Annotated in this window: 15 protein-coding genes and 1 pseudogene; 8 read left to right on the top strand and 8 right to left on the bottom strand. The window is 70.8% G+C overall.

The genetic code is table 11. From position 1 onward, the window contains the following. Positions 1-55: 55 nt before the first annotated feature. The 3 genes from cydC to AC4D2F_RS00500 form a co-directional block, all read right to left on the bottom strand. Positions 56-3718, bottom strand: coding sequence for a thiol reductant ABC exporter subunit CydC (gene cydC, locus AC4D2F_RS00510; protein WP_490909078.1), 3663 nt, complete (start codon positions 3716-3718; stop codon positions 56-58). Next, entirely contained in the window at positions 3715-4737 is a 1023-nt protein-coding gene (gene cydB / locus AC4D2F_RS00505; protein ID WP_490909077.1) for a cytochrome d ubiquinol oxidase subunit II, read from the bottom strand. The genes cydC and cydB overlap by 4 nt, the downstream gene beginning before the upstream one ends. A gap of 105 nt (positions 4738-4842) precedes the next feature. Continuing rightward, positions 4843-6417, bottom strand: coding sequence for a cytochrome ubiquinol oxidase subunit I (locus AC4D2F_RS00500; RefSeq protein WP_104164326.1), 1575 nt, complete (start codon positions 6415-6417; stop codon positions 4843-4845). Positions 6418-6641: 224 nt separating this feature from the next. Between AC4D2F_RS00500 and AC4D2F_RS00495 the strand changes: the two genes are divergently transcribed. Together AC4D2F_RS00495 and AC4D2F_RS00490 are read left to right on the top strand one after the other, a co-directional pair. Further along, positions 6642-7010, top strand: a complete 369-nt coding sequence (locus AC4D2F_RS00495; RefSeq protein WP_104164325.1) for a BlaI/MecI/CopY family transcriptional regulator — start codon at positions 6642-6644, stop codon at positions 7008-7010. A gap of 8 nt (positions 7011-7018) precedes the next feature. Further along, positions 7019-8011 (top strand): M56 family metallopeptidase, encoded by a 993-nt coding sequence (locus tag AC4D2F_RS00490; protein ID WP_490909076.1) that lies wholly within the window; start codon positions 7019-7021, stop codon positions 8009-8011. A gap of 7 nt (positions 8012-8018) precedes the next feature. On the opposite strand, the gene AC4D2F_RS00485 is transcribed toward AC4D2F_RS00490, so the two are convergent. Continuing rightward, on the bottom strand, positions 8019-10124 hold the full coding sequence (locus AC4D2F_RS00485) for a DNA gyrase/topoisomerase IV subunit B (RefSeq protein ID WP_490909075.1): 2106 nt from the start codon (positions 10122-10124) through the stop codon (positions 8019-8021). Between the two features lie 242 nt (positions 10125-10366). Between AC4D2F_RS00485 and AC4D2F_RS00480 the strand changes: the two genes are divergently transcribed. Further along, on the top strand, positions 10367-10588 hold the full coding sequence (locus tag AC4D2F_RS00480; RefSeq protein ID WP_104164319.1) for a DUF7455 domain-containing protein: 222 nt from the start codon (positions 10367-10369) through the stop codon (positions 10586-10588). Positions 10589-10763: 175 nt separating this feature from the next. Here the strand turns inward: AC4D2F_RS00480 and AC4D2F_RS00475 are convergent, their stop codons facing one another. The 4 genes and pseudogenes from AC4D2F_RS00475 to AC4D2F_RS00460 all read right to left on the bottom strand — a co-directional run. Continuing rightward, positions 10764-11906, bottom strand: a complete 1143-nt coding sequence (locus tag AC4D2F_RS00475; protein ID WP_258069614.1) for an RNA polymerase sigma factor — start codon at positions 11904-11906, stop codon at positions 10764-10766. A 378-nt stretch (positions 11907-12284) separates the two neighbouring features. After that, positions 12285-13685: a DUF4192 domain-containing protein gene (locus AC4D2F_RS00470; RefSeq protein ID WP_490909074.1), complete on the bottom strand. Its 1401-nt coding sequence runs from the start codon at positions 13683-13685 to the stop codon at positions 12285-12287. A gap of 78 nt (positions 13686-13763) precedes the next feature. Further along, complete coding sequence (locus AC4D2F_RS00465; protein ID WP_104164313.1) at positions 13764-15095, bottom strand: MFS transporter; 1332 nt, start codon at positions 15093-15095, stop codon at positions 13764-13766. Between the two features lie 208 nt (positions 15096-15303). Beyond that, positions 15304-16197: pseudogene (locus AC4D2F_RS00460) on the bottom strand (proteasome assembly chaperone family protein); the annotation flags it as partial. A 173-nt stretch (positions 16198-16370) separates the two neighbouring features. Here AC4D2F_RS00460 and AC4D2F_RS00455 point away from each other — a divergent pair. The 5 genes from AC4D2F_RS00455 to AC4D2F_RS00435 all read left to right on the top strand — a co-directional run bounded on the left by AC4D2F_RS00455 (position 16371) and on the right by AC4D2F_RS00435 (position 23154). Next, a complete protein-coding gene (locus AC4D2F_RS00455) occupies positions 16371-17918 on the top strand; it encodes a leucyl aminopeptidase (RefSeq protein ID WP_104164309.1) in 1548 nt (515 codons plus the stop codon). Positions 17919-18189: 271 nt separating this feature from the next. Beyond that, positions 18190-19572: a dihydrolipoyl dehydrogenase gene (gene lpdA / locus AC4D2F_RS00450; protein WP_490909073.1), complete on the top strand. Its 1383-nt coding sequence runs from the start codon at positions 18190-18192 to the stop codon at positions 19570-19572. A gap of 153 nt (positions 19573-19725) precedes the next feature. Beyond that, on the top strand, positions 19726-21546 hold the full coding sequence (sucB, locus tag AC4D2F_RS00445; RefSeq protein WP_490909072.1) for a 2-oxoglutarate dehydrogenase, E2 component, dihydrolipoamide succinyltransferase: 1821 nt from the start codon (positions 19726-19728) through the stop codon (positions 21544-21546). A 136-nt stretch (positions 21547-21682) separates the two neighbouring features. Further along, positions 21683-22114, top strand: a complete 432-nt coding sequence (locus AC4D2F_RS00440) for an OsmC family protein (RefSeq protein WP_104164303.1) — start codon at positions 21683-21685, stop codon at positions 22112-22114. 143 nt (positions 22115-22257) lie between these two features. Continuing rightward, the gene (locus AC4D2F_RS00435) at positions 22258-23154 is read left to right on the top strand and encodes a TIGR01777 family oxidoreductase (protein ID WP_490909071.1); all 897 of its coding nucleotides are present in this window, start codon (positions 22258-22260) and stop codon (positions 23152-23154) included. The last annotated feature ends 7 nt before the right edge of the window (positions 23155-23161 follow it).

Here is a 23161-nt window from a genome sequence, read left to right as displayed (position 1 = left end):
GGGCAGGACGGAGCAGTCCGTGGCGTACCCGGCCGGCCTGGCGTGACCCCGCCGGTCAGGCGTCCACCCCCCGGGACGTCCGGTCGTGGACGGCGCGGGCGTCCAGCGCCACGACGTCGTCGCACCGTGCGGCCTCCGCGGGGTCGTGCGTCACGAGGAGTACGGCGGTGTCGGGGAGTCCCCGCCGCAGATCCTCGAGCAGCCACCGGGCGCCGTCGGCGTCGAGATGGGCGGTGGGTTCGTCCAGGAGGACGACGCCGGACCGCGTGAGCAGGGCGCGCGCCACGGCGAGCCGCTGCCGCTGCCCGCCGGAGAGCCTGGATCCTCCCGCGCCGGCGGGTGCATCCAGCCCGTCGTCGAGCCCTTCGACCAGGCCGGTCAGTCCCACGGCACCGAGGACGGCGTCCAGCTCGGCGTCCGTGGCCGGGTCGCCGGGCGCACGGGCGAGCTGCAGGTTGGAGCGCAGGCTGGAATCGAAGAGATGACTTTCCTGGGGGCACCAGGCGATGCGCGGTGTATCGCCGTCGTTCCCGGGCTCCCCGTTCACGAGGAGTGTCCCGCGTTCGAGGGGGAGGAAGCCGAGGAGGGCACCGATCACCGTGGACTTGCCGCTGCCGGAGGGACCCGTGAGCCCGGTCCAGCGCCCCGGTGCCAGCTCGAGGTCCAGGCCGGCGACCACGGGGCGCCCGGGCTCGTAGCCGATGCTCGCCCGGCGGAGCGCGGCGGACTGCGCGGGCGGGCCGCCGATGCTGCCGTCCGTGTGCTGCAGGCCCTCCTCCCAGCCGGCAGGGCTGAGGTGCGGGAGGATCCGGCCCGTCACGGCCGCCAGTGGACCCCAGTGCTGCACGGCGGACGTGCCGGCGACGAACGGCTCGATCAGGGCGAGCTGCATGAGCACCAGGACGGCCGTGAGGTCCGCCGGCAGACCGCCCGCGCCGACGAGGATGCCGAGGGAGGCGGTGCAGCACGCGGCGACGATCACGGCCGTCGACGCACCCGCCGCCGCGGCCGAACGACGCGCCGCCGCCGCGACCGATCCCCCCAGCTCACGCGTTTCGGCGAGCGCGGGCCGGTGGACGCCGTTCACCCGGAGATCGGGGGCGGCCCGCAGCAGGCTCGTGACGCGTTCGAGGCCCTGGGCCCGCAACCGGATCGCGGCTGCGCCCGCGGCCCGCTCACGCAGGACGGCGACGGCCGGTGCGACGACGAGGGCCGCGACGACGGACAGTGCCTGCCACCCGAGGGAGGCCGGGTGCAGCACGGCCGTCGTGAGGAGCGCGCCGGTGCCGGTCAGCACCGAGACCAGGAAGGGCAGCAGGGCGCGCGAGGACAGGTCCCGGAGCTCGTCGATGTCCCCGACCAGCCGTTCGATGCCCCCGGAGCCCCGGGCGATCGTGCGCCACGACCGCCCGGTGCCGAGCAGGCCGGTCCACAGGCGCAGCCGCGTATCGTCCGCCCGGCGGAACACGGCGCGGTGCAGCCAGAGACGTTCCTCGTAGCGCAGGAGGGAGCGGCCGATGCCGAAGAAGCGGACCCCGACGATCGCGGTGAGCAGGTAGAGGATGGGCGGCTGGTCGGCGGCCCGGACGATCAGCCAGCCGCTGAGCGCGGTCAGGGCGACGGCGAAGACCGAGGCGCCGAGCCCGAGCACGGCTGCAGCGAGGAACCGCCGGTCCCACGGCCGGACCAGCGCGAGCACATCACGGGCCACGTGCGGCCACGACGCCGCGGGGGCGTGCGACCGGCGCCCGACCGCATCCCCGGAGGGGGTCCGGGATACCGCGGATTCGGGGGTGGTGCCGGGCACGGTATCGGCCCGCGTGGTGGGCCGGGTCCCTGCGTCGGGCTCCGCCGGCACGCGGCCGGACCGGACCTCCGGCATCCCCGCCCTCTCCGGGATGTCCGGGATGTCCCGGATGTCCCGGATGTCCGGGATCTCCGGGATCTCCGCCCTGGAACGGGGCATCGGGCCGGGCGCACCACCGCGCGAAGGCGGCCCGCCGAGGCGCACCTCGGCCGATGCGAGGCGCGCCGTCTCGTCGTCGTGCGCGATCAGCAGGACGGTCAGGCCGGTGCGGCGCTCCATGACGGCTGCGCGGATGGCGCGGGAGGCGTCGTCGTCCACGTGGGCGGTCGGCTCGTCGAGGAGGAGGAGGGTGACGGACGGATCCTGTGCGCGCAGCAGGGCGCGGGCGACGGCGACGCGCCGCAGTTCGCCCGGGCTCAGTTCCGTGCTGCGGCGGTCGGCGAGTCCGGTGGCACCGACGGCGGCGAGCTGGGCGTCGAGGATGGGCGATCCCGCGGGAAGCCCGGCATAGAGGGCGAGTTCGGCGCGAACCGTCTCGAGCAGGAGTTCGGGGTGCTGCGGCACCCAGGCGACCGCGCCGGGCCGGAGCCCTGACACCCGGCCCCCGAGGCGGAGCCCGGGAGGGAGGGCCGCTCCCCCGGCCAGGGCGCGCATCAGGGTGGACTTCCCGGAACCGCTCGGGCCCCGGAGCGCGGTCAGCGTCCCGGGCTCGAGCACGAGGGAGATGCCTGGGAGGACCGGCTCGAGGAGGCCGTCGTACCGGGCAGTGAGGCCCTCCACCCGGATGGCGTCCGGTCCACCCGCCCCGCCGTCCGCCTGGCCCGCGCGCACCGGCAGGTCCTCCGGCGGTGCCGCGGAGGCGTCGATGACCGCACGGACGCGGGCGCCGGCCTCCTCCCCGTCCTCGCTGGCGTGGTGGGCCGTACCGACGTCGCGCAGGGGGCCGTAGCACTCGGGCGCGAGGATGAGGGCGATCAGCGCGGTCTCCAGGCCCAGGTCACCGTGGATCAGGCGCACGCCCGCGAAGACCGCGACGACCGCCACCGAGAGGGTGCTGATCAGCTCGAGGGCGAGGGAGGAGAGGAAGACCGTGCGGAGGGTCGTCATGGTGCGGGAGGTGTAGGTGTCGGCGATGTCCCGGAGGGCGCGGGTCTGTTCGGCGGCGCGGCCGAGCCCGACGAGGACGGGGAGACCCCGCGCGAGTTCGAGCAGGTGGTCGGACAGGCGTCCCAGCGCGGTGGTGGCCTGCTGCGTGTGCTCCTGCGTGTGGAGGCCGATCAGCACCATGAACACGGGCACGAGCGGCACCGTCAGGACGACGACGAGCGCGCTGACCCAGTCCGCGGCGAGGATCCGCGCCCCGATGAGCAGCGGGACCACGGCGCATGTGACGAGCGCGGGCAGGTACTGCGTGTAGTACTTGTCGAGCCCGTCGAGCCCTCGGGTGAGCAGCACCGCGAGGGAGCCCGTGCCGCTGCCCGCGGCGGCACGCGTGGTGCCGCCGTCGTCGAGCAGGCGCAGGAGCGCCGCCTCGCGCATCCGCTCCCTGGTACCGAGCGCGAGGCGCGCGGCGGTGGCGTCCTGCCCCCACGCCGCGACGGTGCGCAGTCCGGCACCGAGGACACCCTGCAACAGCACGCCGCGGACGTCGAGCGAGCCGGCGGCGAGGGAGCCGATACCGAGGGCGAGGGCCTGCGCCAGGAGCACCAGCCCGGCCGCGCGGACGGCGGCCAGGACGCCGAGAAGGTACAGCGCCGACGTCGACCCCGCGGCGCCCGCGGGCCCTCCTGCCCTCAGCGTGGTCAGCGGCGAGACGCGCCGGCCCGCCGGTACGGCGTCGCCTTCCTCCGGGGTGACCGGAACGCGTCCGGCATCCGGCCGGGACACGGCGGTCCCGAGGGCGCCGCTCACAGTGCGGTGACGGCGTGCGCCGCCGGGATGCTCGACTCCGAGACCCGCTGCCGGAAGACCCAGTAGGTCCACGCCTGGTACGCGAGGACGAGCGGCACCCCGAAGCAGGCGACGATGCTCATCAGGCCGAGCGTGTAGGGCGAGGACGACGCGTTCTGCACGGTCAGGTCGAAGGCGGGGTCGATCGTCGACGGGAGGACCACGGGGAACACGGCCCCGAAGATCGACCCGACCAGCGCCAGCATCCCGAGGCCCAGCGCCGCGAACGCGCGGCCGTCACGGCCCACCGACGAGAAACGGTGGGCGGCGGTCAGCGCGCCGACGGCGACGACCACGGCGAGCCAGGTGAGCACCGATCCCGTGTCCAGCTGCACCAGGAGCGCCCACGCGAGGAACGGGAGCATCGCGACCGGCAGGAGCCGGCGGAACAGGCGGTCCGCCAGCAGGCGCACGCCGCCGTCGGTCTTCAGGGCGATGAACGCGGCGGCATGGACGAGGCAGAACAGCACGACGGCGGCGGCACCGAGGAGTGCCGGCAGAGTGGCCCAGGCGAAGGCACCGCCCACGCGGTCGCCGTTCGCGTCGAGCGGCAGGCCGGTCGTCGTCAGGGCGAGCGCCGCGCCGATCCCGGCTGCCGCGGCGAACGACCCGAGCGCGATGGCCCGGTCCCAGCCGTTGCGCCAGGTGTCGCTGTGCCGTTTGCCACGCCACTCGAACCCCACGGCCCGGAAGATCAGACCGAGCAGGACCAGCAGGAACGGCAGGTAGAGCGCGGACAGGAGGGAGGCGTACCAGTAGGGGAAGGCCGCGAACGTGGCGCCCACCGCCGTCACGAGCCAGACCTCGTTCCCGTCCCACACCGGGCCCACCGTGTTGAGCAGCACGCGCCGCTGGGTGTCGTCACGGGCCATGAGCTTCATCAGCATCCCCACGCCGAGGTCGAAGCCCTCGAGGAAGAGGTAGCCGGACCACAGGACGGCGATCAGTACGAACCAGAGGGTGGGCAGGGCCTCGGTCATCGGGGATCCTTCCGGGCGGTCGAGAGGGGCAGGGAGTCGGGGTGCGGGGCGGTGGCGTTGCCGGGGTGGTGCGGGCGGCTCGCGACCGCGGGCCCGGTGGTCCGGTCAGTAGGCGAAAGCGAGGACATCGCCGTCGTCCTTCCTGCCGCCGTCGGCCCCCGGGTCGCCCTCCGGACGGGCGAGCTCGGGCATCGCGGAGGCGGTGCCGCCGCGGACGTAGGTGACGAGCAGCTTCACCTCGACCACGAGCAGGGCGGCATAGACGAGGGTCAGCAGGACGAGCGAGGTGACCAGCTCCGGGAGGGACACGCCGGGCGAGACCGCCGCTGCGGTGAACATGAAGACGCCGTCGATGCCGGTCGGGTCCGGATTGGGTGCGACGACGAAGGGCTGGCGACCCATCTCGGTGAAGACCCATCCCGCGATGTTCGCCCCGAACGGCGCGAGGATCCCGAAGACCGCCAGCCGCATGAGCCACCGCGATTCCGGGACGGTGCCCTTCCGCAGGACCCACAGGGCGGCGGCGGCCGCCGCGGCGGCGACTGCCCCGAACCCGATCATGATGCGGAATCCCCAGTAGGTGACCTCCATGACCGGCAGGTAGTCGATCTCCGACCCCGCCAGGTCCCCGTACATCGGATCGTCCGGCAGGTGCGTGCCGTACTTCTCCTGGTATTCGGGCAGGAGGGTGTTGACGCCCTTGACCTCGGTGGTGAAGTCGCCGTTGGCGAGGAAGGACAGCACGCCGGGCACCTCGATGACCGCGGTGATGTCCTCACAGCTCTGCGCGCCGAGGTTGCCGACCGACAGGATGGAGAACCCGGTGCCGTCATGGCAGGCCGCTTCGGCGGCCGCCATCTTCATGGGCTGCTGGTCGAACATGAGCTTGCCTTGGAGGTCGCCGGTGATGCCGGTGCCGGCGAAGGCGATCATGGCGACGACGGCGCCGGCCCGTGCCGAGCGGAGCCACACGGTGTGATCCGCCGTGTCCCGTGCACCGCCGCCGTCACCGACGACGACCGTCCCGTCGGGGCCGAGGGTGTCCAGACCGTCATGGCGCCTCTTCCACAGGTGGTACCAGCTGATGCCGAGGAGGAAGGCACCGGCGACGGCGAGGCAGCCGAAGAGGGTGTGCGGGAAGGCGACGAGGGCGGTGTTGTTGGTGAAGACCGCCCAGGCATCGACCATGACGGGCCGGCCGTCGACCATCTCGACGCCCACGGGGTGCTGCATCCAGGAGTTCGCGACGAGGATGAAGTAGGCGGAGAAGACGGACGCGAGCACCGCGGCCCACAGCGAGAGCAGGTGGACCAGGCGCGGAAGCCGTCCCCAGCCGAAGATCCAGAGGCCCAGGAACGTGGACTCGACGAAGAAGGCCAGGAGCGCCTCCATCGCGAGCGGCGCGCCGAACACGTCGCCGACGAAGCGGCTGTACTCGCTCCACGCCATGCCGAACTGGAACTCCTGCACCAGACCGGTGGCGACGCCCACGATGAAGTTGATGAGGAAGAGCTTCCCCCAGAACTTGGTCATCCGGAGGTAGTGCTCCTGACCGGTGCGGTACCAGAGGGTCTGCATGACGGCCACGAGCAGGCCGAGTCCGATGGTCAGGGGGACCATGACGAAGTGGTAGACAGTCGTGATTCCGAATTGCCAGCGGGCAATCTCCAAGGCTTCCATCGGGCCCTTTCAGCAGTGCGTCGCGCCGATGTCGACGAAACTTCTACGGTCTGTAGAACTTGTTCTTCTACATATCGTAGAACATGCCGACGACACTTCTACACGGAGTAGAATCGTTGGACGGGAGGTTGTACGTTAGAGCTACCACGCTTCACCATCTCCCTCCCGGGAATGCAGCCTCGTCCCCCGACGAGCGCGGATCGCGATTGATCGAAGGAACGAACATGGCAACGCTCGGAGACCTGGAACGCACAGTGATGGACCTGCTGTGGACGACACCGGAGGCGATGACCGCCAACGAGTTGCGGGATGCCATCGCCGAGGCGCCGTCGGGAGAAGTGGGGCGGGAACTGGCCGTGACGACGGTCCTCACCGTGCTGTCGCGGCTGGAGAAGAAGGGCCTCGTCAAGCGGGAGCGCGACAGCCGCCCGCACCGCTACATGTCCGTCACCAGCCGCGAGGACCACACGGCGGAACTCATGCACGAAGTGCTCGTGACCGCACCGGACCGCGAAGCCGTGCTCGCCCGTTTCATCGGCAGCGTGTCCGAGGCCGAAGCCCAGACCTTGCGCAAGCTGCTCGGCGGCAGCTGACCCGCCCCGTGTTCTGGGCCTCCTACCTGCTCGCGGCGCTCGCGATCATCCTCGCGTGGCCCGCACCCATCGCGCTCTCGCGGGCCGGCTGGCCGGCCAGGGCGCCCTTCACGGCCATGGTGCTGTGGCAGTCGATAGCCCTGGCCGGCGGCCTGTCCATGATCGGCGCCATGCTGGTCTGGGGCCTCGAGCCCCTCGGCGACAATCTCGTCACGGCCTCGGCGGCGTTCCTCGACATCCTGCTCGCTGACGGGTCGGCCGAATCCCTCGGCGTCATCCACGTCTTCGCGGTCAGCGCCGCGATCCTCCTCTTCGGACACCTCGTCTTCACCCTGGCCCTGACCTTCGTGCGCATCCACCGGCAGCGCCGGCGGCATCGGGACATGCTCACCCTGCTCAGCTCCCCCGCGGCCGGTCAGCCCGCGACGCTCGTCATCAAGCACCCCGCGCCGGTCGCCTACTGCCTGCCCGGCGGTGCCCGCTCCGTCACCGTCATGTCGGACGGACTGATGGACCTCCTCAGCCAGGCGGAGCTCGACGCCGTCCTCACGCACGAGAACGCGCACCTGCACCAGCGGCACCATCTGCTGCTCTGGGCCTTCGCGGCCTGGCGGGCGGCGCTGCCGTGGCTGCCCACCTCACGCCTCGCACAGCAGGCCGTCAGCGAACTGATCGAGATGCTCGCCGACGACGAGGCCCTGCGCCATGTGGACGAACCGACGCTCGTCCGTGCGATCGCCATCGTGGGCGCGGGAGCTGCGCCGTCGACGCCGGACGCCCTCGATGATGCGCTGGCCGACGAGAGCGGCATCCCCTTAACGACCGCCAGGGCGGTATCCGGCGGGACCTCCGACGTGACCTCGACGGTGCCGCGCCTGCGCCGCCTGCTGAGCCCCCTGCCACCCCTCAGCCTGATCCAGCAGGGACTCGCCCTGTCCTCCGCAGGATTGCTGCTGGTGATTCCTCCGCTGCTCCTGGTGGCCCCCGAGCTGCTGGGCTGAGTGCCCGTCAGGCGTCGATGCGGTCCCGGTCGAGGGAGGCCGCTCCCGCGACGATGAAGTCCTTCCGGGGCGCGACGTCACTGCCCATCAGCAGGTTGAAGACGCGTTCGGCGGATTCGGCCTCCTGGATGCGGACGCGTCGCAGCGTCCGGTGCCGCGGATCCATGGTGGTCTCCGCGAGCTGGTCCGCGTCCATCTCCCCGAGCCCCTTGTAGCGCTGGATCGGCGACTTGTAGCGCTTTCCCTGCTTCTCCATGGACGCGAGGAGCCGCGTGAGTTCCACCTCCGAATAGGTGTAGATCATCTCGTTGGCCTTGGAGCCCCCGTTGATCACCTCGACCCGGTGCAATGGCGGGACGGCGGCGTACACCCGGCCGGCCTCCACCAGCGGACGCATGTACCGGAAGAACAGGGTGAGGAGCAGCGTCCTGATATGGGCGCCGTCGACGTCGGCATCGGTCATCAGGATGACCTTGCCGTAGCGTCGCGCGTCCAGCTGGAAGCTCCGCCCCGACCCCGCCCCGATGACCTGGATGAGGGCGGCGCACTCGGCGTTGGAGAGCATGTCCCCCACCGAGGCCTTCTGCACGTTGAGGATCTTGCCCCGGATCGGCAGCAGCGCCTGATAGTCGGAGGAACGGGCGTTCTTCGCGGTACCGAGCGCGCTGTCACCCTCGACGATGAAGAGTTCCGACCGCTCGGCGTCGTCGATGCGGCAGTCCGCGAGCTTCGCCGGCATCGAGGAGGTCTCGAGTGCGTTCTTGCGCCGCTGGGTCTCCTTGTGGACCCGCGCCGAGATGCGGGACTTCATCTCCGCGACGACCTTCTCCAGCAGCAGCGCCGACTGCGCCTTATCGTTCCGGGACGTCGAGGACAGGCGCGCCTGCAGCTCCTTCTCGACGACCTTCGCGACGATCGCCCGGACGGCGGAGGTCCCGAGGATCTCCTTGGTCTGGCCCTCGAACTGCGGCTCGGCGAGGCGCACGGTGAGGACAGCCGTCAAGCCGGCGAAGACGTCGTCCTTCTCGATCTTGTCGCTACCGGCCTTGAGCTTGCGCGCGTTGGCCTCGATGACCTTGCGGAAGGTCTTCAGGAGCGCCTGCTCGAAGCCGCTCTGGTGCGTGCCGCCCTTGGGGGTCGCGATGATGTTCACGTAGCTGCGGACCGTGGTCTCGTAGCCGATGCCCCAGCGCAACGCGATGTCCACCTCGCAGTCGCGCTCCACCTCCGCCATGTGGCTGTGCCCGCGGTCGTCGAGGACGGGCACGGACTCCTTGAAGCGACCCGACCCGTGGAAGCGCCACACATCCGTGACCGCAGCGTCGAGCGCCAGGAACTCGGCGTACTCGGAGATGCCACCGTCGTGCTGGAAGATCTCCTCCACGGGCCCGGACTCCGCCGGCGTGCCCGGGAGCCTCCGCTCGTCCCGGAGCGTGATGCGCAGGCCCGGCACCAGGAAGGACGTCTGGCGGGCGCGGGTCTGCAGTTCCTCGTAGGAGAACGTGGCGTCCGGCGTGAAGATCTGGCGGTCCGCCCAGTACCTGATGCGCGTCCCCGTCACACCGCGCTTGGCCGTCCCGACGATCTCGAGGCGCGACCCGTCGAGGAAGGGCTCGAAGGGGGCGGTGGGCGACGGCGTCCTGCCGTCCTTGAAGATGCCCGGCTCACCACGGCGGAAGGACATGGCGTAGGTCTTGCTGCCGCGATCGACGAAGACGTCCAGGCGGGAGGACAGCGCGTTGACCACGCTGGCGCCGACGCCGTGGAGGCCACCCGAGGCCGTGTAGGAGCCACCGCCGAACTTGCCGCCGGCGTGCAGCTTGGTGAAGACCACCTCGACGCCGGTCAGGCCGGTCTTGGGCTCGATGTCCACGGGGATGCCCCGGCCGTCGTCGTGGATCTCCACGGAGCCGTCGGCGTGCAGGATGACCCTGATGCTCTGGCCGTGGCCGGCCAGCGCCTCATCGACCGAGTTGTCGATGATCTCCCACAGGCAGTGCATGATGCCCCGGGAGTCCGTGGACCCGATGTACATCCCGGGACGCTTGCGCACCGCCTCGAGGCCCTCGAGGACCGAGAGGTGCCGGGCGGTGTAGTCCGAGGTGGGGGTCACGGTGTATCAGTCTCCTTGGCGGAACGGGCACGATCCCGGACAAGCGTCAGGAGGGTGGTTGCCGGGATGGGTGGCCCCAGTTTATTACCTCGCGCCGACAGGAACCGGCAGGAGGCGTCGGCGGCGTCCCCCGGACGTGACCCATACCTCTGATACGCCGCCAGCGAAAGGGGGCCCAGCCTGCGAAGGAGCGGCGACGAATAGTGGTTATATGAATACACGATCCACATGAGGAGGCATTCATGACCACTGCAGTAGCCACTCGCGAGCTCACTGCCCTGGACCGCTGCGATCGCTGCGGCGCCCAGGCCTACGTTCGGGCAGTCCTTCAGTCCTCCGGTGGAGAGCTTCTGTTCTGCGGCCACCATGCGCGCGCCGTCGAAGCTAACCTCAAGCCACTCACGTCCGAGTGGCAGGACGAGACGCAGCGGCTTCACGCGAAGCCGGCCCTCATCGGCGACTGACCGCCGCAGGGACCACCGACCACGAAGACCATGAGGCGCCCCGTGTACAGGCGCTGACGTACAGGGAAAGGCCCGCTCCGGACGGAGCGGGCCTTTCCCTGTCATGGGGCCTCCCAGCCCCATGACGAAGGGCCCCTCCCGCAGGAAGGGCCCTTGGCGTAAGGAGGCTCGAGGGTCAGTCGAGGTAGTCCCTCAGGACCTGGGACCGGGAGGGGTGGCGCAGCTTCGACATCGTCTTCGACTCGATCTGGCGGATGCGCTCACGCGTGACGCCGTAGACCTTGCCGATCTCGTCCAGCGTCTTCGGCTGGCCGTCGGTCAGCCCGAAGCGCATCGCCACGACGCCCGCCTCCCGCTCGGAGAGGGTGTCCAGCACCGAATGGAGCTGCTCCTGCAGGAGGGTGAAGCTCACGGCGTCGGCCGGGACCACGGCCTCGGAGTCCTCGATCAGGTCACCGAACTCCGAGTCGCCGTCCTCGCCGAGCGGCGTGTGCAGGGAGATGGGTTCGCGGCCGTACTTCTGGACCTCGACGACCTTCTCCGGCGTCATGTCGAGTTCGAGGGCGAGTTCCTCGGGGGTGGGTTCGCGGCCGAGGTCCTGCAGCATCTGCCGCTGGACGCGGGCCAGCTTGTTGATGACCTCCACCATGTGGACGGGGATGCGGATGGTGCGGGCCTGGTCCGCCATGGCACGCGTGATCGCCTGGCGGATCCACCAGGTCGCGTAGGTGGAGAACTTGAAGCCCTTGGTGTAGTCGAATTTCTCGACCGCACGGATCAGCCCCAGGTTGCCTTCCTGGATGAGGTCCAGGAAGAGCATGCCGCGTCCGGTGTACCGCTTGGCCAGCGACACGACCAGGCGGAGGTTCGCCTCGAGGAGGTGGTTCTTGGCGCGCTTGCCGTCGTGGATGACGAACTCGAGTTCGCGCTTCAGCTTCGGGTCCATGTCAGGATCCGCGGCGATCTTCTCCTCCGCGAAAAGACCGGCCTCGATGCGGAGGGCCAGATCCACTTCCTGCTCCGCGTTCAGCAGGGCGACCTTGCCGATCTGCTTCAGGTAGTCCTTGACGGGGTCCGCGGTCGCGCCGGCGGACACGACCTGCTGCGCGGGTGCGTCGTCGTCGTCGGCATCGGAGTAGACGAAGCCGGTGCTCGTCCCGACCTCGGGGGTCTCGGGCTTCGCATCCTCGGCGTCGACGTCGACCTCGACGGCGGGATCCGGTGTGTCGACGGCGTCCACGGAACCCTGGGCATCCGCTGCCGAGGCCTTCGCTGCAGCGGCCGAAGCGGCCTTGGTCGCCGGCTTCTTGGCCGCCACCCGTCGCTTGGTAGTGGTGGTACCAGCGTCTGGCGACGCCGGTGCTGCTGTCTTCTTTACCGACACAGAGAACCTTTCGTACGGCGGTGTGTGGCATCGTCAGAGGGACAACACCACTATGACCCTGTCAAGTCCGCGCTCGATACCAGACGGATGCTGCTCGGGTCAGTTCCCAAGGGAACAGTCCTGCAGCCCTCGCTATTCCTCGGGAGCCGCCCTTCGGCAACAACCCGCGTGGAAACGCTCGGTGAAGTTCTGGTGCACGGACCCAACCGGGTCTCAACTTTCATTATCTCACGGCTCGCCGTTCCGCCGGAAATCACCCCGGCCGCCGGTGGCCGGCTCCTGCCGCCGTTCCCGAGGGTCCGGCCGACGGCCTCAGGCCGCGTTATGCAGGGCCGTCGCGGCCCCCGCCGTCCACGCCGTCGCACGGCTCCGGGCCCACGCCGGCAGCCCGCCGCGCCGCAGGAGTTCGTGCAGCAGGCGTGCGAGGCGATAGCCGGGCACCGCCTGCTCCGCCGCATCCAGGAAGACGGCCGCGCGCGATCCCCGACCCCGTGCGTATTCGAACCAGGCGCTCATGGTCAGGGCCGCGGCACGGGACTCGCCCTCCGATACCGCCGCGAGCCGCGCGAGGAGGACGCTCATCGCATCGACGCGGCCCCAGGCGATCGCGCCGGAGTACCTGCCGGCCAGCACATCCGCATAGAGCAGCGCCTCGGCGCCACAGGGAGCAGGTCCTGCCGTCGGCGTCGCCTCGGACCCGGAGTCCCCTCCGGCGCCGGCCCCGTCCGTCCGGAGGGCGGCGATGGCGCCCTGGAGCGGACCGGCGCTCCGCACCTCCGGCAGGACCCGCGCAGCGCCGGGCCGTTCCCCCTCCGGTGCTGTCGACGGCGTGTCGGCCCGCGCCTCCGACGCGAGCAACCCGCAGGCCGTCGCGCCGTCGAGGGCTGCCGCGGACCCGAGGCACGCACTGGCGAGGAGGAAGTCGCGGACCGCCCGCGACTCGACGCTCGCCAGCAGGAAGCCCGCGACGTCGGGCTCGGCCTCGACGTCGAAGCCCTTCGCGCCGGGCAGGACGGCGTCCCACAGGGCCGACGTCGCGCGGAACTGCCCGGGCGCCGTCCACCGGCCTGCGCAGCACGCGGCATAGTGCGCCCGCGCGCCTTCGACGGCCCGGACCGCCGGGTCGGGGGCAGCCGCGCCCGGGACGTCCCGTGCGGCGACGGAGGGCGCGGCACGGAGGACGGCGTCGGGCGCGGATGCGTCGAACGCACTCCCCCCGAAGACCAGCTCTGCGTTCAGTGCGCTGTGCGCCACGGTGTCGAGGGGCTGGCCCGGCCAGGGGCAGCACTCCTCGTCCGTGCAGAAGATGTCGCGCCACCCTGACCGCCCGACGAACCAGCCGCCGCGGACGGGGAGGCCTGCGGTGCCGAGGACCGTCTCCATGGTCAGCACCAGGCCGCTGCGCGGTGCCGGGGCGTGTCTCTCCCAGTGCTCCTCCGTGTACACCACGATCAGCGTGCCGTCGGCGTCGACGTCGCCCTGCAGGAAGGAGAGCACACCGTCGGCGAACCCGAGCGGATCCGTCCCGGCGCCGGGGAGGTCCACGCGCAGCGTGGCCCCGAGCCTCCTGCCGCTGGTCGTCAGGACCACCAGGCTCTCGTCGGGCATGAAACCGAGGGCGTGCGGGATGTAGGAGAGGATGTCGGCCGGTGAGGTGACGACGAAGGACGGTGACGCCGGGGTGCCCGACGCGGGGCTCGTGGGAGATGACATGCCGCCAGCGTCCTCGGGTCGCCTGCGGGGCGCACGGGGGTCCGGGACTATGTGGACAACTGCCGCGGGGCTGCCGTCCTACTGGTTCCGGGCGGCTCTCTGCTCCCGGCGTCGCCGGCGTTCGCGGGCCAGGGCATCACGGAGCGGCGGGACGACGACCCCCTGCTCGGCCATCCTCCGGCGGACCCTCCGCCGCGCGATGACGACGGCGATGGCGCCGACCGCGACGACGAGGAGCTGCACGGACATCGCGAGGCGGAAGGACGGCAGGGCGTACAGGTCGCCCTGCGAGAACCCGGTGGCGAGCAGGACGTCGAGGACGGTCCCGATGGCGAACATCGTCAGCAGGGACGCCATGAAGCCGCCGATGTTCACGATGCCGATGGCCGTACCCATGCGTGCGGCAGGGTTGAACGTGCGGGCGAAGTCGAACGCGATCATGGACCCCGGCCCACCGACGGCGAGCGCCACCACCAGCAGGGTCAGGAGCGGGAGGGGCGCGGGTCCCGGGTAGAGGAGGACCGCCAGCCAGGCCCCGGCCATCAGGGCGGCGATCGCGAGCACCATGGTGGAGCGACGCAGGGGATGCCGGCCCACGTAGCGGCCGAGGAACGGGCCGCAGACGATCCCGACGGCGACGAACAGGGTCATCAGCGCGGACGCCGCGCCTTCTCCCACCTTCTCGGCCCGCACCAGGTAGGGGTAGCCCCACATCAGGACGAAGACGGTGCCGGGGAACTGGATGGTGAAGTGCGCCCACAGGCCGAGCCGTGTGCCGGGCTGCTTCCAGGCGGCGGCGAGGGAGGTCCCGGTCTCCCGGATGGTCTGGGCGCTCCGCGGGCGGACGACGGGCGAGTCCCGGATCAGGCTGACCGAGAGGACGACGGCGAGGGCCGAGAGCGCGGCGGCGGAGAGGAACGCGGACTGCCAGCCGAAGGCGGAGAGCACCGCGACGAACGGGATGACCGAGACCACCTGCCCGAGCTGGCCGATGATCCCCGTCCACTGCGTCAGGACGGGGATGCGGCGCGGTTCGAACCACGCGGGAAGCAGCCGGAGCACGCTGATGAACGTCATGGCGTCCCCCGCCCCCACGAACAGGCGGCCGGCGATGCCGGCCCCCACGGAATCCGCGAAGGCCAGCTGCGCCTGCCCCAGCGCCATGAGCACGCCGCCCGTGACGATCAGCGTCCGGGGGCCCCAACGGTCGACGAGGACGCCGACCGGCACCTGCAGTCCGGCGTAGACGAGCAGCTGGACGACGGTGAAGATCGACAGCTGCGAGGCCGAGGCGCTGAAGCGGTCCGTCGCCTCGAGGCCGGCCACGCCGAACGTGGTGCGCTGCGTGACGGCGACGAGGTAGGCCGCGACCCCTGCCGCCCAGACCAGGAGTGCCCGCGAAGAATTCACCCGCCCATTATCCCGTGGGAGATGCGCCGTCCGGTCCGTCGTCGTGCCGGTCGGAGGCGCCGGGCTTCGGCGCGGCGCCGGTCCCGGGAGATGCGTCCTCGTGGTCGGCGCCACCGTCCTCGGCGCCGGAGCGGTCGTAGTCGATGGGCGTGGTCCCCAGGAACTCGGTGTCCCAGAGCAGCGTGGACTCCTCCTCCGCCTGCGGGCTCGCGAGGTAGGCCTCGACCGCGGCACCCAGCTCCTCCGCGCTGGCGAGCTCGCTGTTGTCCTTGACCAGCAGCGACTTCCGGGCGACGCCGTCGGCGTACTCGTCGTAGCGCTTCTCGAGCGAGGAAACCACGGACTGCACCTCCGTGGAATTGCCGACCTGCCGGGCGATCTGCCGCTCGACGTCGCGCCCGGTCTCCCGCAGGCGGTCGGTGGGCAGCACGAGTCCGGCGGTCGCGCCCAGGTATTCGAGGCCCGCCACGGCGGCTGGAGGGTATTCCGCCTCGGCGAGATAGTGCGGCACGTGGATGACGTGCCCCACGACGTCGTGCCCGGCCTCGATCAGGCGCAGTTCCAGCACGTGCCCAATGGAGGCCTGCAGCTCGGCGGTGGGACGCCAGGCGTTCATGCCGTCGATGAGGTCGGAACGGTTTCCGTGCAGCGTCACGCCGATCGGCCGCGTGTGCGGGACGGGCATCGGGATCGCGTGGATCCACGAGGTCATCGGCACGTCCAGGTCCTCGACGAGTCCGACGACCGCGCTCGCGAAGCGCTCCCATTGGAGGTCCGGCTCGGCGCCGGTGAGCAGCAGGAAGGGCTCACCGAGTCCGTCGTACAGGCGGTGCAGTTCGAGCCGGTGCGGCCGGTAGTCCGTCAGGTGGTCCTCGGCGAAGGTGATCCTCGGGCGGCGTCCGCGGTAGTCCATGAGCTGGTCGGCGTCGAACTCGGCGACGGGCTCGTGCTCGAGCACCTCGAGGAGCTCCTCGCTGACCTGCGAGACGACCTGCCCGGCGTCCATGAAGCCGGTCAGGCTCACCAGCAGGGGCAGCCCCCTGCTCCCGGGGTCGTCGAAGACGTCGGTGTCGGTGGTGTACAGGGTTCGTGGATCCAGCATGGCTCTCTCCTCCGGTCAGGTCCTGCTCTCCTCAACACCACCCGCGCCGCCTTCATTCCGGGCCGCCGCGGCGTAGAGACTACGATCGTCAGGACGGTTCCCGGACCACCGGATACCGGGACCACCTGCGACGCCGATCCGGACACGCACCCGGACACGAGGAGACAGATTCCGTGATCAGAACCACCGAACTACACCTGACCGCTTCCGCGAAGGACCTCAAGAAGATTCCGAGCGACGCGCTCGTGATCGCGGTCGCCAAGGGGGCCGACGGGCCCGTCCTGCTCGACAGCCCGCTCCCCGCGAAGGCCGCGCGTGCGCTCGGGGACTCCCTGCAGGTCCTCGGCATCACGGGTGCCGCGGACGAGGTCCGCCGCTTCCCCGGCCTCCCCGAGACCGGTGCCGATTCGCTGGTGCTCTCCGGCGTCGGACCGGTGTCCGCCGGAGCGGTACTCCCTCCCGAGACCCTCCGCCGCGCCGCGGGCGCCGCGATCCGCCAGCTGACCGGACTGGAGACCGTCGTCCTCGCCCTGCCGGCCGAGACCGTCGTCGCCGCGACCGCCGTCGCGGAGGGCGCCGCCTTCGGCGCCTACAGCTACGAGGGCCACAAGTCCGGGCTCAAACCGGACGGCACGGTCGCCCCGGCCAAGGACCGGGACGCCGTCCGCAGCGTCGTCGTGTACACGCCCGTGGCCGACGACGCCGGGCTCGTCCCCGCGCTGCGGCGCGCCGTCATCCTCGGCAAGAACGTCAACGCCACGCGCACGCTCGTGAACCAGCCGCCGAGCCACCTCTACCCGGAGACGTTCGCGCAGGCCGCGAAGGAGCTCACGCGCGGCCTGCCCGTCAAGGTCACCGTGATGGACGAGAAGCGCCTCGAGCGTGACGGCTACGGCGGCATCCTCGGCGTCGGCAAGGGATCCTCCCGGCCCCCGCGCATGGTCAAGGTGGAGTACTCCCCCGCCAGGTCCGCCGTGCACCTCGCCCTCGTCGGCAAGGGCATCACCTTCGATTCCGGCGGACTCTCGCTGAAGCCCGCCGCGGGCATGCAGACGATGAAGCTGGACATGGCGGGCGCCGCCGTCGTCCTGACCACGCTCCTCGCCGTCGCCGAACTGGGCCTTCCCGCCAAGGTCACCGCCTGGCTGTGCCTCGCCGAGAACATGCCCTCCGGGACCGCGCAGCGCCCCGAGGACGTCCTGTCGATCTACGGCGGGCGGACCGTCGAGGTCCTCAACACCGACGCGGAGGGCCGCCTCGTCCTCGCCGACGGCCTCGCGGCCGCCAGCGAGGAGGCACCCGACGCCATCATCGACATCGCGACGCTCACGGGCGCACAGATGGTCGCCCTCGGCACCCGCGTCTCCGGCGTCATGGGCGACGACGGCGTGCGGGACGCCGTGAAGGCCGCGGCGGACCGGGCGGGCGAGCAGTTCTGGCCCATGCCCCTGCCCGAGGAACTGCGCCCCAGCCTCGACTCCCAGGTCGCGGACATCGCCAACATCGGCGAGCGGAACGGCGGCATGATGACCGCCGCGGTGTTCCTCCGCGAGTTCGTCGGGCAGGTCGACGGCGAGAAGATCCCCTGGGCGCACCTGGACATCGCGGGACCGGCCTTCAACGAGGGCGCGCCGTACGGGTACACCCCCAAGGCCGGCACCGGCGTCGGCGTCCGCACCCTGCTCGCGTACGTCGAGGACGTCCTCGCCCGCACCGCATAGCACCCCGGGGCGCCGGACCGCACGCCGGTCCGGCGCCCCGCGTGCCTGGTCCCCGCCCCTCCCCGGGCCGGGTGAGAATGCGCACATCCGCGAACTGCGGCGTGCAGCGCCCGCGCTTCAGGTGGATGCGGACCACATCTGGGGATAGGGTGAAAAACGAGGGTACGAAGCACCTGCGACCGCACCGCGACCGCATCAGTCATCGATTCATCAACCGATCTATCAACCGACGCGCCCTGCGCGTCAACAGACCACGCGAGGGAGCGTCCAAGTGGCCGCATCGGCAACTGCGCAAGAATTCGACATCCTGGTACTGGGTGGAGGCAGCGGCGGATACGCTGCAGCCCTCCGCGCGGTGCAGCTGGGCTTCACGGTGGGGCTCATCGAGAAGGGCAAGCTCGGCGGCACCTGCCTCCACAACGGCTGCATCCCCACGAAGGCGCTCCTGCACTCCGCCGAGATCGCCGACGGCGCCCGCGATGCCGAGAAGTACGGTGTCAAGGCGACGTTCGAGTCGATCGACATGAACGCCGTCAACGCGTACAAGGACGGCATCATCGCGGGCAAGTACCGGGGCCTGCAGGGACTCATCAAGTCCAAGGGCATCACGGTCATCGAGGGTTCGGGCAAGCTCGCGTCGGAGAACACCATCGACGTCGACGGCACCGTCTACACCGGCAAGCACATCGTGCTGGCGACCGGCTCCTTCTCGCGCAGCCTCCCCGGCCTCGAGATCGGCGGCAAGGTCATCACCTCGGACCAGGCCCTCACCATGGACTTCGTGCCGAAGACCGCGATCATCCTCGGCGGCGGCGTCATCGGCTGCGAGTTCGCGTCCGTCTGGAAGTCGTTCGGCGTGGACGTCACCATCATCGAGGCCCTCCCCTCCCTCGTCCCGAACGAGGACGCCTCGATCGTCAAGAGCTTCGAGCGGGCGTTCAAGAAGCGCGGCATCAAGTTCAACACCGGCACCCGCTTCAAGTCCGTCGAGCAGAACGAGGACGGCGTCGTGGTGTCGCTCGAGGACGGCAAGACCTTCGAGGCGGACCTCATGCTCGTCGCCGTCGGACGCGGACCCGTCACGCGGGACCTCGGCTACGAGGAGGCCGGCCTCACCCTGGACCGCGGCTTCGTCATCACCGACGAGCGCCTCCACACCGGCGTCGGGAACATCTATGCGATCGGCGACATCGTCCCCGGCCTGCAGTTGGCCCACCGCGGTTTCCAGCAGGGCATCTTCGTGGCGGAGGAGATCGGCGGCCTGAAGCCCGTCGTCGTCGCCGACCTGAACATCCCCAAGGTCACCTACAGTGATCCCGAGATCGCCTCCGTGGGCTACACCGAGAAGGCCGCCCGCGAGAAGTTCGGTGACGACCGTGTGGAGACGCACGAGTACAACCTCGCCGGCAACGGCAAGAGCTCGATCATCGGCACGGGCGGACTCGTGAAGCTCGTCCGCGAGAAGGACGGCCCGATCGTGGGGGTCCACATGCTCGGCAGCCGTATGGGCGAGCAGATCGGCGAGGCGCAGCTCATCGTCAACTGGGAGGCCTACCCCGAGGACGTCGCCCCGCTCATCCACGCGCACCCCACGCAGAACGAGGCCCTCGGCGAGGCCCACCTCGCCCTGGCCGGCAAGCCGCTGCACGGCTGACGCACAATCCTGCAGGCACCGCACCGGCTTGGTCCACGCCCCGAGGGCGTGGACTAAGCTCGGAAGCAGAAAAACCGAGCACGTCCAGCTGAGCAGGCCCGCACGTCGACCAGCTGCCAAAGGAACGATCTACGAAGGAGAAACGGGCGCACTATGTCTGAATCCGTGAACTTGCCCGCTCTCGGTGAAAGCGTCACCGAAGGCACCGTGACCCGCTGGCTGAAGCAGGTCGGTGACCGTGTCGAGGTCGACGAGCCCCTCCTCGAGGTCTCCACCGACAAGGTCGACACCGAGATCCCGTCCCCGATCGCCGGTGTGATCGAGGAGATCCTGGTCGCCGAGGACGAGACCGCCGAGGTCGGCGCCCCGCTCGTGCGCATCGGTGACGGCTCCGGGAGCAGCGATGCAGGCAGCGCCGACTCCGGCGCCGCCCCGGCCGCCGACGAAGCCCCCGCCGAGGCAGAGCCCGAGGAGGAGTCGGCTCCTGCGGCCGCCGAGTCCCCCGCCGAGGAGTCGTCCGCCGGATCCTCGGAGGAGTCGTCGGAGGGCACCGAGGTCACCCTCCCCGCTCTCGGCGAAAGCGTCACCGAAGGCACCGTCACCCGCTGGCTCAAGGCCGTCGGTGACGACGTCGAGGTCGACGAGCCGCTCCTCGAGGTCTCCACCGACAAGGTCGACACCGAGATCCCGTCCCCCGTCGCTGGCAAGCTCCAGGAGATCCGGGTCAACGAGGACGAGACCGCCGAGGTCGGCGCGGTCCTCGCCGTGATCGGCTCCGGGGCTGCCGCGCCCAAGAAGGTCGAAGCCGCTTCAGGCGAACCGCTGGCCGCGGCACCCGCCGAGGAACGCGACGACGCTCCGGTCGAGAAGGCCCCGCAGGCCGCCCCGTCCGACGACGACGGCGCGCCCGCAGCAAAGCCCGCCCCCTCCGAGGACGAGCCCGCCCAGAAGCCCGTCGAGAAGGCCGCCCAGAAGCCCGCGGCCGAATCCGCGCCGGCGCAGGAATCCGGAACCTCGGACGCCGCAGCCTACGTGACCCCCCTCGTGCGTCGTCTGGCCAACCAGAACGACGTCGACCTCTCGACCGTCAAGGGCACCGGCGTCGGCGGACGGATCCGCAAGCAGGACGTCCTCGAGGCGGCGGAGGCCAGGAAGGCCCAGAAGGCGGAGCCCGCGGCAGCAGCGTCCGCCCCGGCCCCTGCGTCCGCCGCACCGTCGAAGCCCGCGGCCCCCGCCGTCGAGCCCTCGAAGCTGCGCGGCACGGTCGAGAAGGCCCCTCGCATCCGGCAGACGATCGCCAAGCGCATGCGCGAGTCGCTCGAGGTGTCCGCCCAGCTCACCCAGGTGATCGAGGTCGACATGACGCGCATCGCGAAGCTGCGGACCGCGTCCAAGAACACCTTCCAGGCGCAGAACGGCGCGAAGCTGACCTTCCTGCCCTTCCTCTCCAAGGCCGTCACCGAGGCGCTCAAGCAGCACCCGAAGCTGAACGCCTCGTTCGACGAGGAGAAGAAGGAAGTGACGTACCACGACGCCGAGCACCTGGCGATCGCGGTCGACACCGAGAAGGGTCTGCTCGTCCCGGTCATCAGGGACGCCGGCAACCTCAACCTCGGCGGCCTCGCCAAGAAGATCGCCGACGTCGGCGCACGGACCCGCAACGGTCAGATCGGTCCGGACGAGCTCTCGGGCGGGACGTTCACGATCACGAACATCGGATCCGCCGGAGCCCTGTTCGACACGCCGATCATCAACCAGCCGCAGGTCGGCATCCTCGGGACCGGCATCATCGTCAAGCGTCCCGTGGTCATCACCGGCCCCGACGGCGACGACACGATCGCGATCCGCTCCATGATGTACCTGAGCCTGACCTACGACCACCGCCTCGTGGACGGCGCGGACGCGGGTCGATTCCTGCAGACGCTGAAGGCACGCCTGGAGGCCGGCGCGTTCGAGGCCGACCTCGGTCTGTAGCGCCTGACCGGCCACCCGGTCGCAGGAGAAGCCGCTTCCCGTGAGGGAGGCGGCTTCTCCTGTTCTCCCCCGCTCCCTAGGATGGGACCGAAGCACCGGATGCGACCTCCGCGTCCGTTCCACAGCAAGGAGAACCATGGCTACCGTTCGTACAGCCCACACCGTCTGGAGCGGGGACCTCCCCACCGGCTCAGGCCAGGTCACGCTCGACTCGTCCGGCCTCGGCACCTATGACGTCACCTGGAAGGCCCGCGCAGAGCAGTCGGGCGGCAAGACGAGCCCCGAGGAGCTCATCGCGGCGGCGCACTCCGCCTGCTTCTCGATGGCGTTCAGCCTCGCCCTCAGCGAGGAGGGCAACATTGCCGAGCGCATCGAGACGAAGGCGGAGGTCGACTTCCAGCCCGGCACCGGGATCACCGCCATCCGCCTCACGGTGGACGCCACGGTGCCGGGCCTGTCCGAGGAGGACTTCCAGCGCCTCGCGCAGGCCGCCAAGGAGGGCTGCCCCGTCTCGCAGGCCCTCGCCGCCGTGAAGGACATCTCGCTGACCGCCACCCTGCAGGGCTGAGCCCTTCCATCCCGCAGGACGAGGGACCCCCGGACGGCGTCCGGGGGTCCCTCGTCCTGCGGCGCCTGCCGTCGTCCCGGCGAGGCCGCCCCCGCACGGCGGCTCCGGTACCGTTCCCCCGTGACAAGTGGTTCGATGGGAGCATGCGTATCCTCCTCGCCGGCGCGTCCGGGACCATCGGTACTGCCCTCGCCCGCAAGCTCGAGACGGACCACGAGGTCCGACGCCTGGTGCGCAGGGCGCCGAAGGGTCCGCAGGAGGTCCGGTGGAACCCGTCCGCCGGGGACCTCGACGTCGAGGCCGTCGAGTGGGCGGACGCCGTCATCAATCTCTCCGGGGCGGGCATCGCGGGCGGACTCTGGACGAGGCGCTATATCGAGACGCTGTACTCGTCGCGCATCACTGCCACCAGGACCCTCGTCGAGGCGATGCGGAAGGCGGCCACCCCACCCACGGTGTTCATCAGCCAGTCGGGGTCCAACTACTACGGGGATCGGGGCGACGAGGTGCTGACCGAGGGCTCCACCTCGGGTGACTCCCTCATGGCCGATATCTGCCGGCGCTGGGAGGCGGAGGCGCTGCGCGCTCCCGATGCCGTGCGCGTCGTGCTCACCCGGACGGGCGTCGTGATGGCGAAGCAGGGCGGGGCCCTGCCCGCGCTCCTGACCCCGATCCGCTTCTTCGCCGGTACGTCGCTCGGCTCCGGCCGCCAGTGGTGGCCCTGGATCAGCCTCGACGACGAGGTCCGCGCCCTCGAGTTCCTCCTCACCGCGCCCCTGTCGGGTCCCGTCAACGTCAACGCGCCGACGCCGTCGACCGTGGACACGATCACGCTGCAGCTCGGCCAGGCATTCCACCGACCGGTGTGGTTCCGCGTCCCCGGCATCTTCCTGAAGGTCGTCATGGGGCAGCTCGCCACGAACCTCCTGCTGGCGAGCGTCCGCATGGAGCCCCGCGCGCTGACCAGGGCCGGCTTCACCTTCGACGAGCCCACTCCGGAGGCCCTCGCCTCCTGGGTGCACCGCTCCGTGACGTCCTGACCCCGCG

The sequence above is a fragment of the Arthrobacter sp. TJ-263 genome (assembly GCF_058269155.1).
The sequence above is the reverse complement of the archived record's forward strand: the minus strand, read 5'-3'. Positions and strand labels throughout refer to the sequence as shown.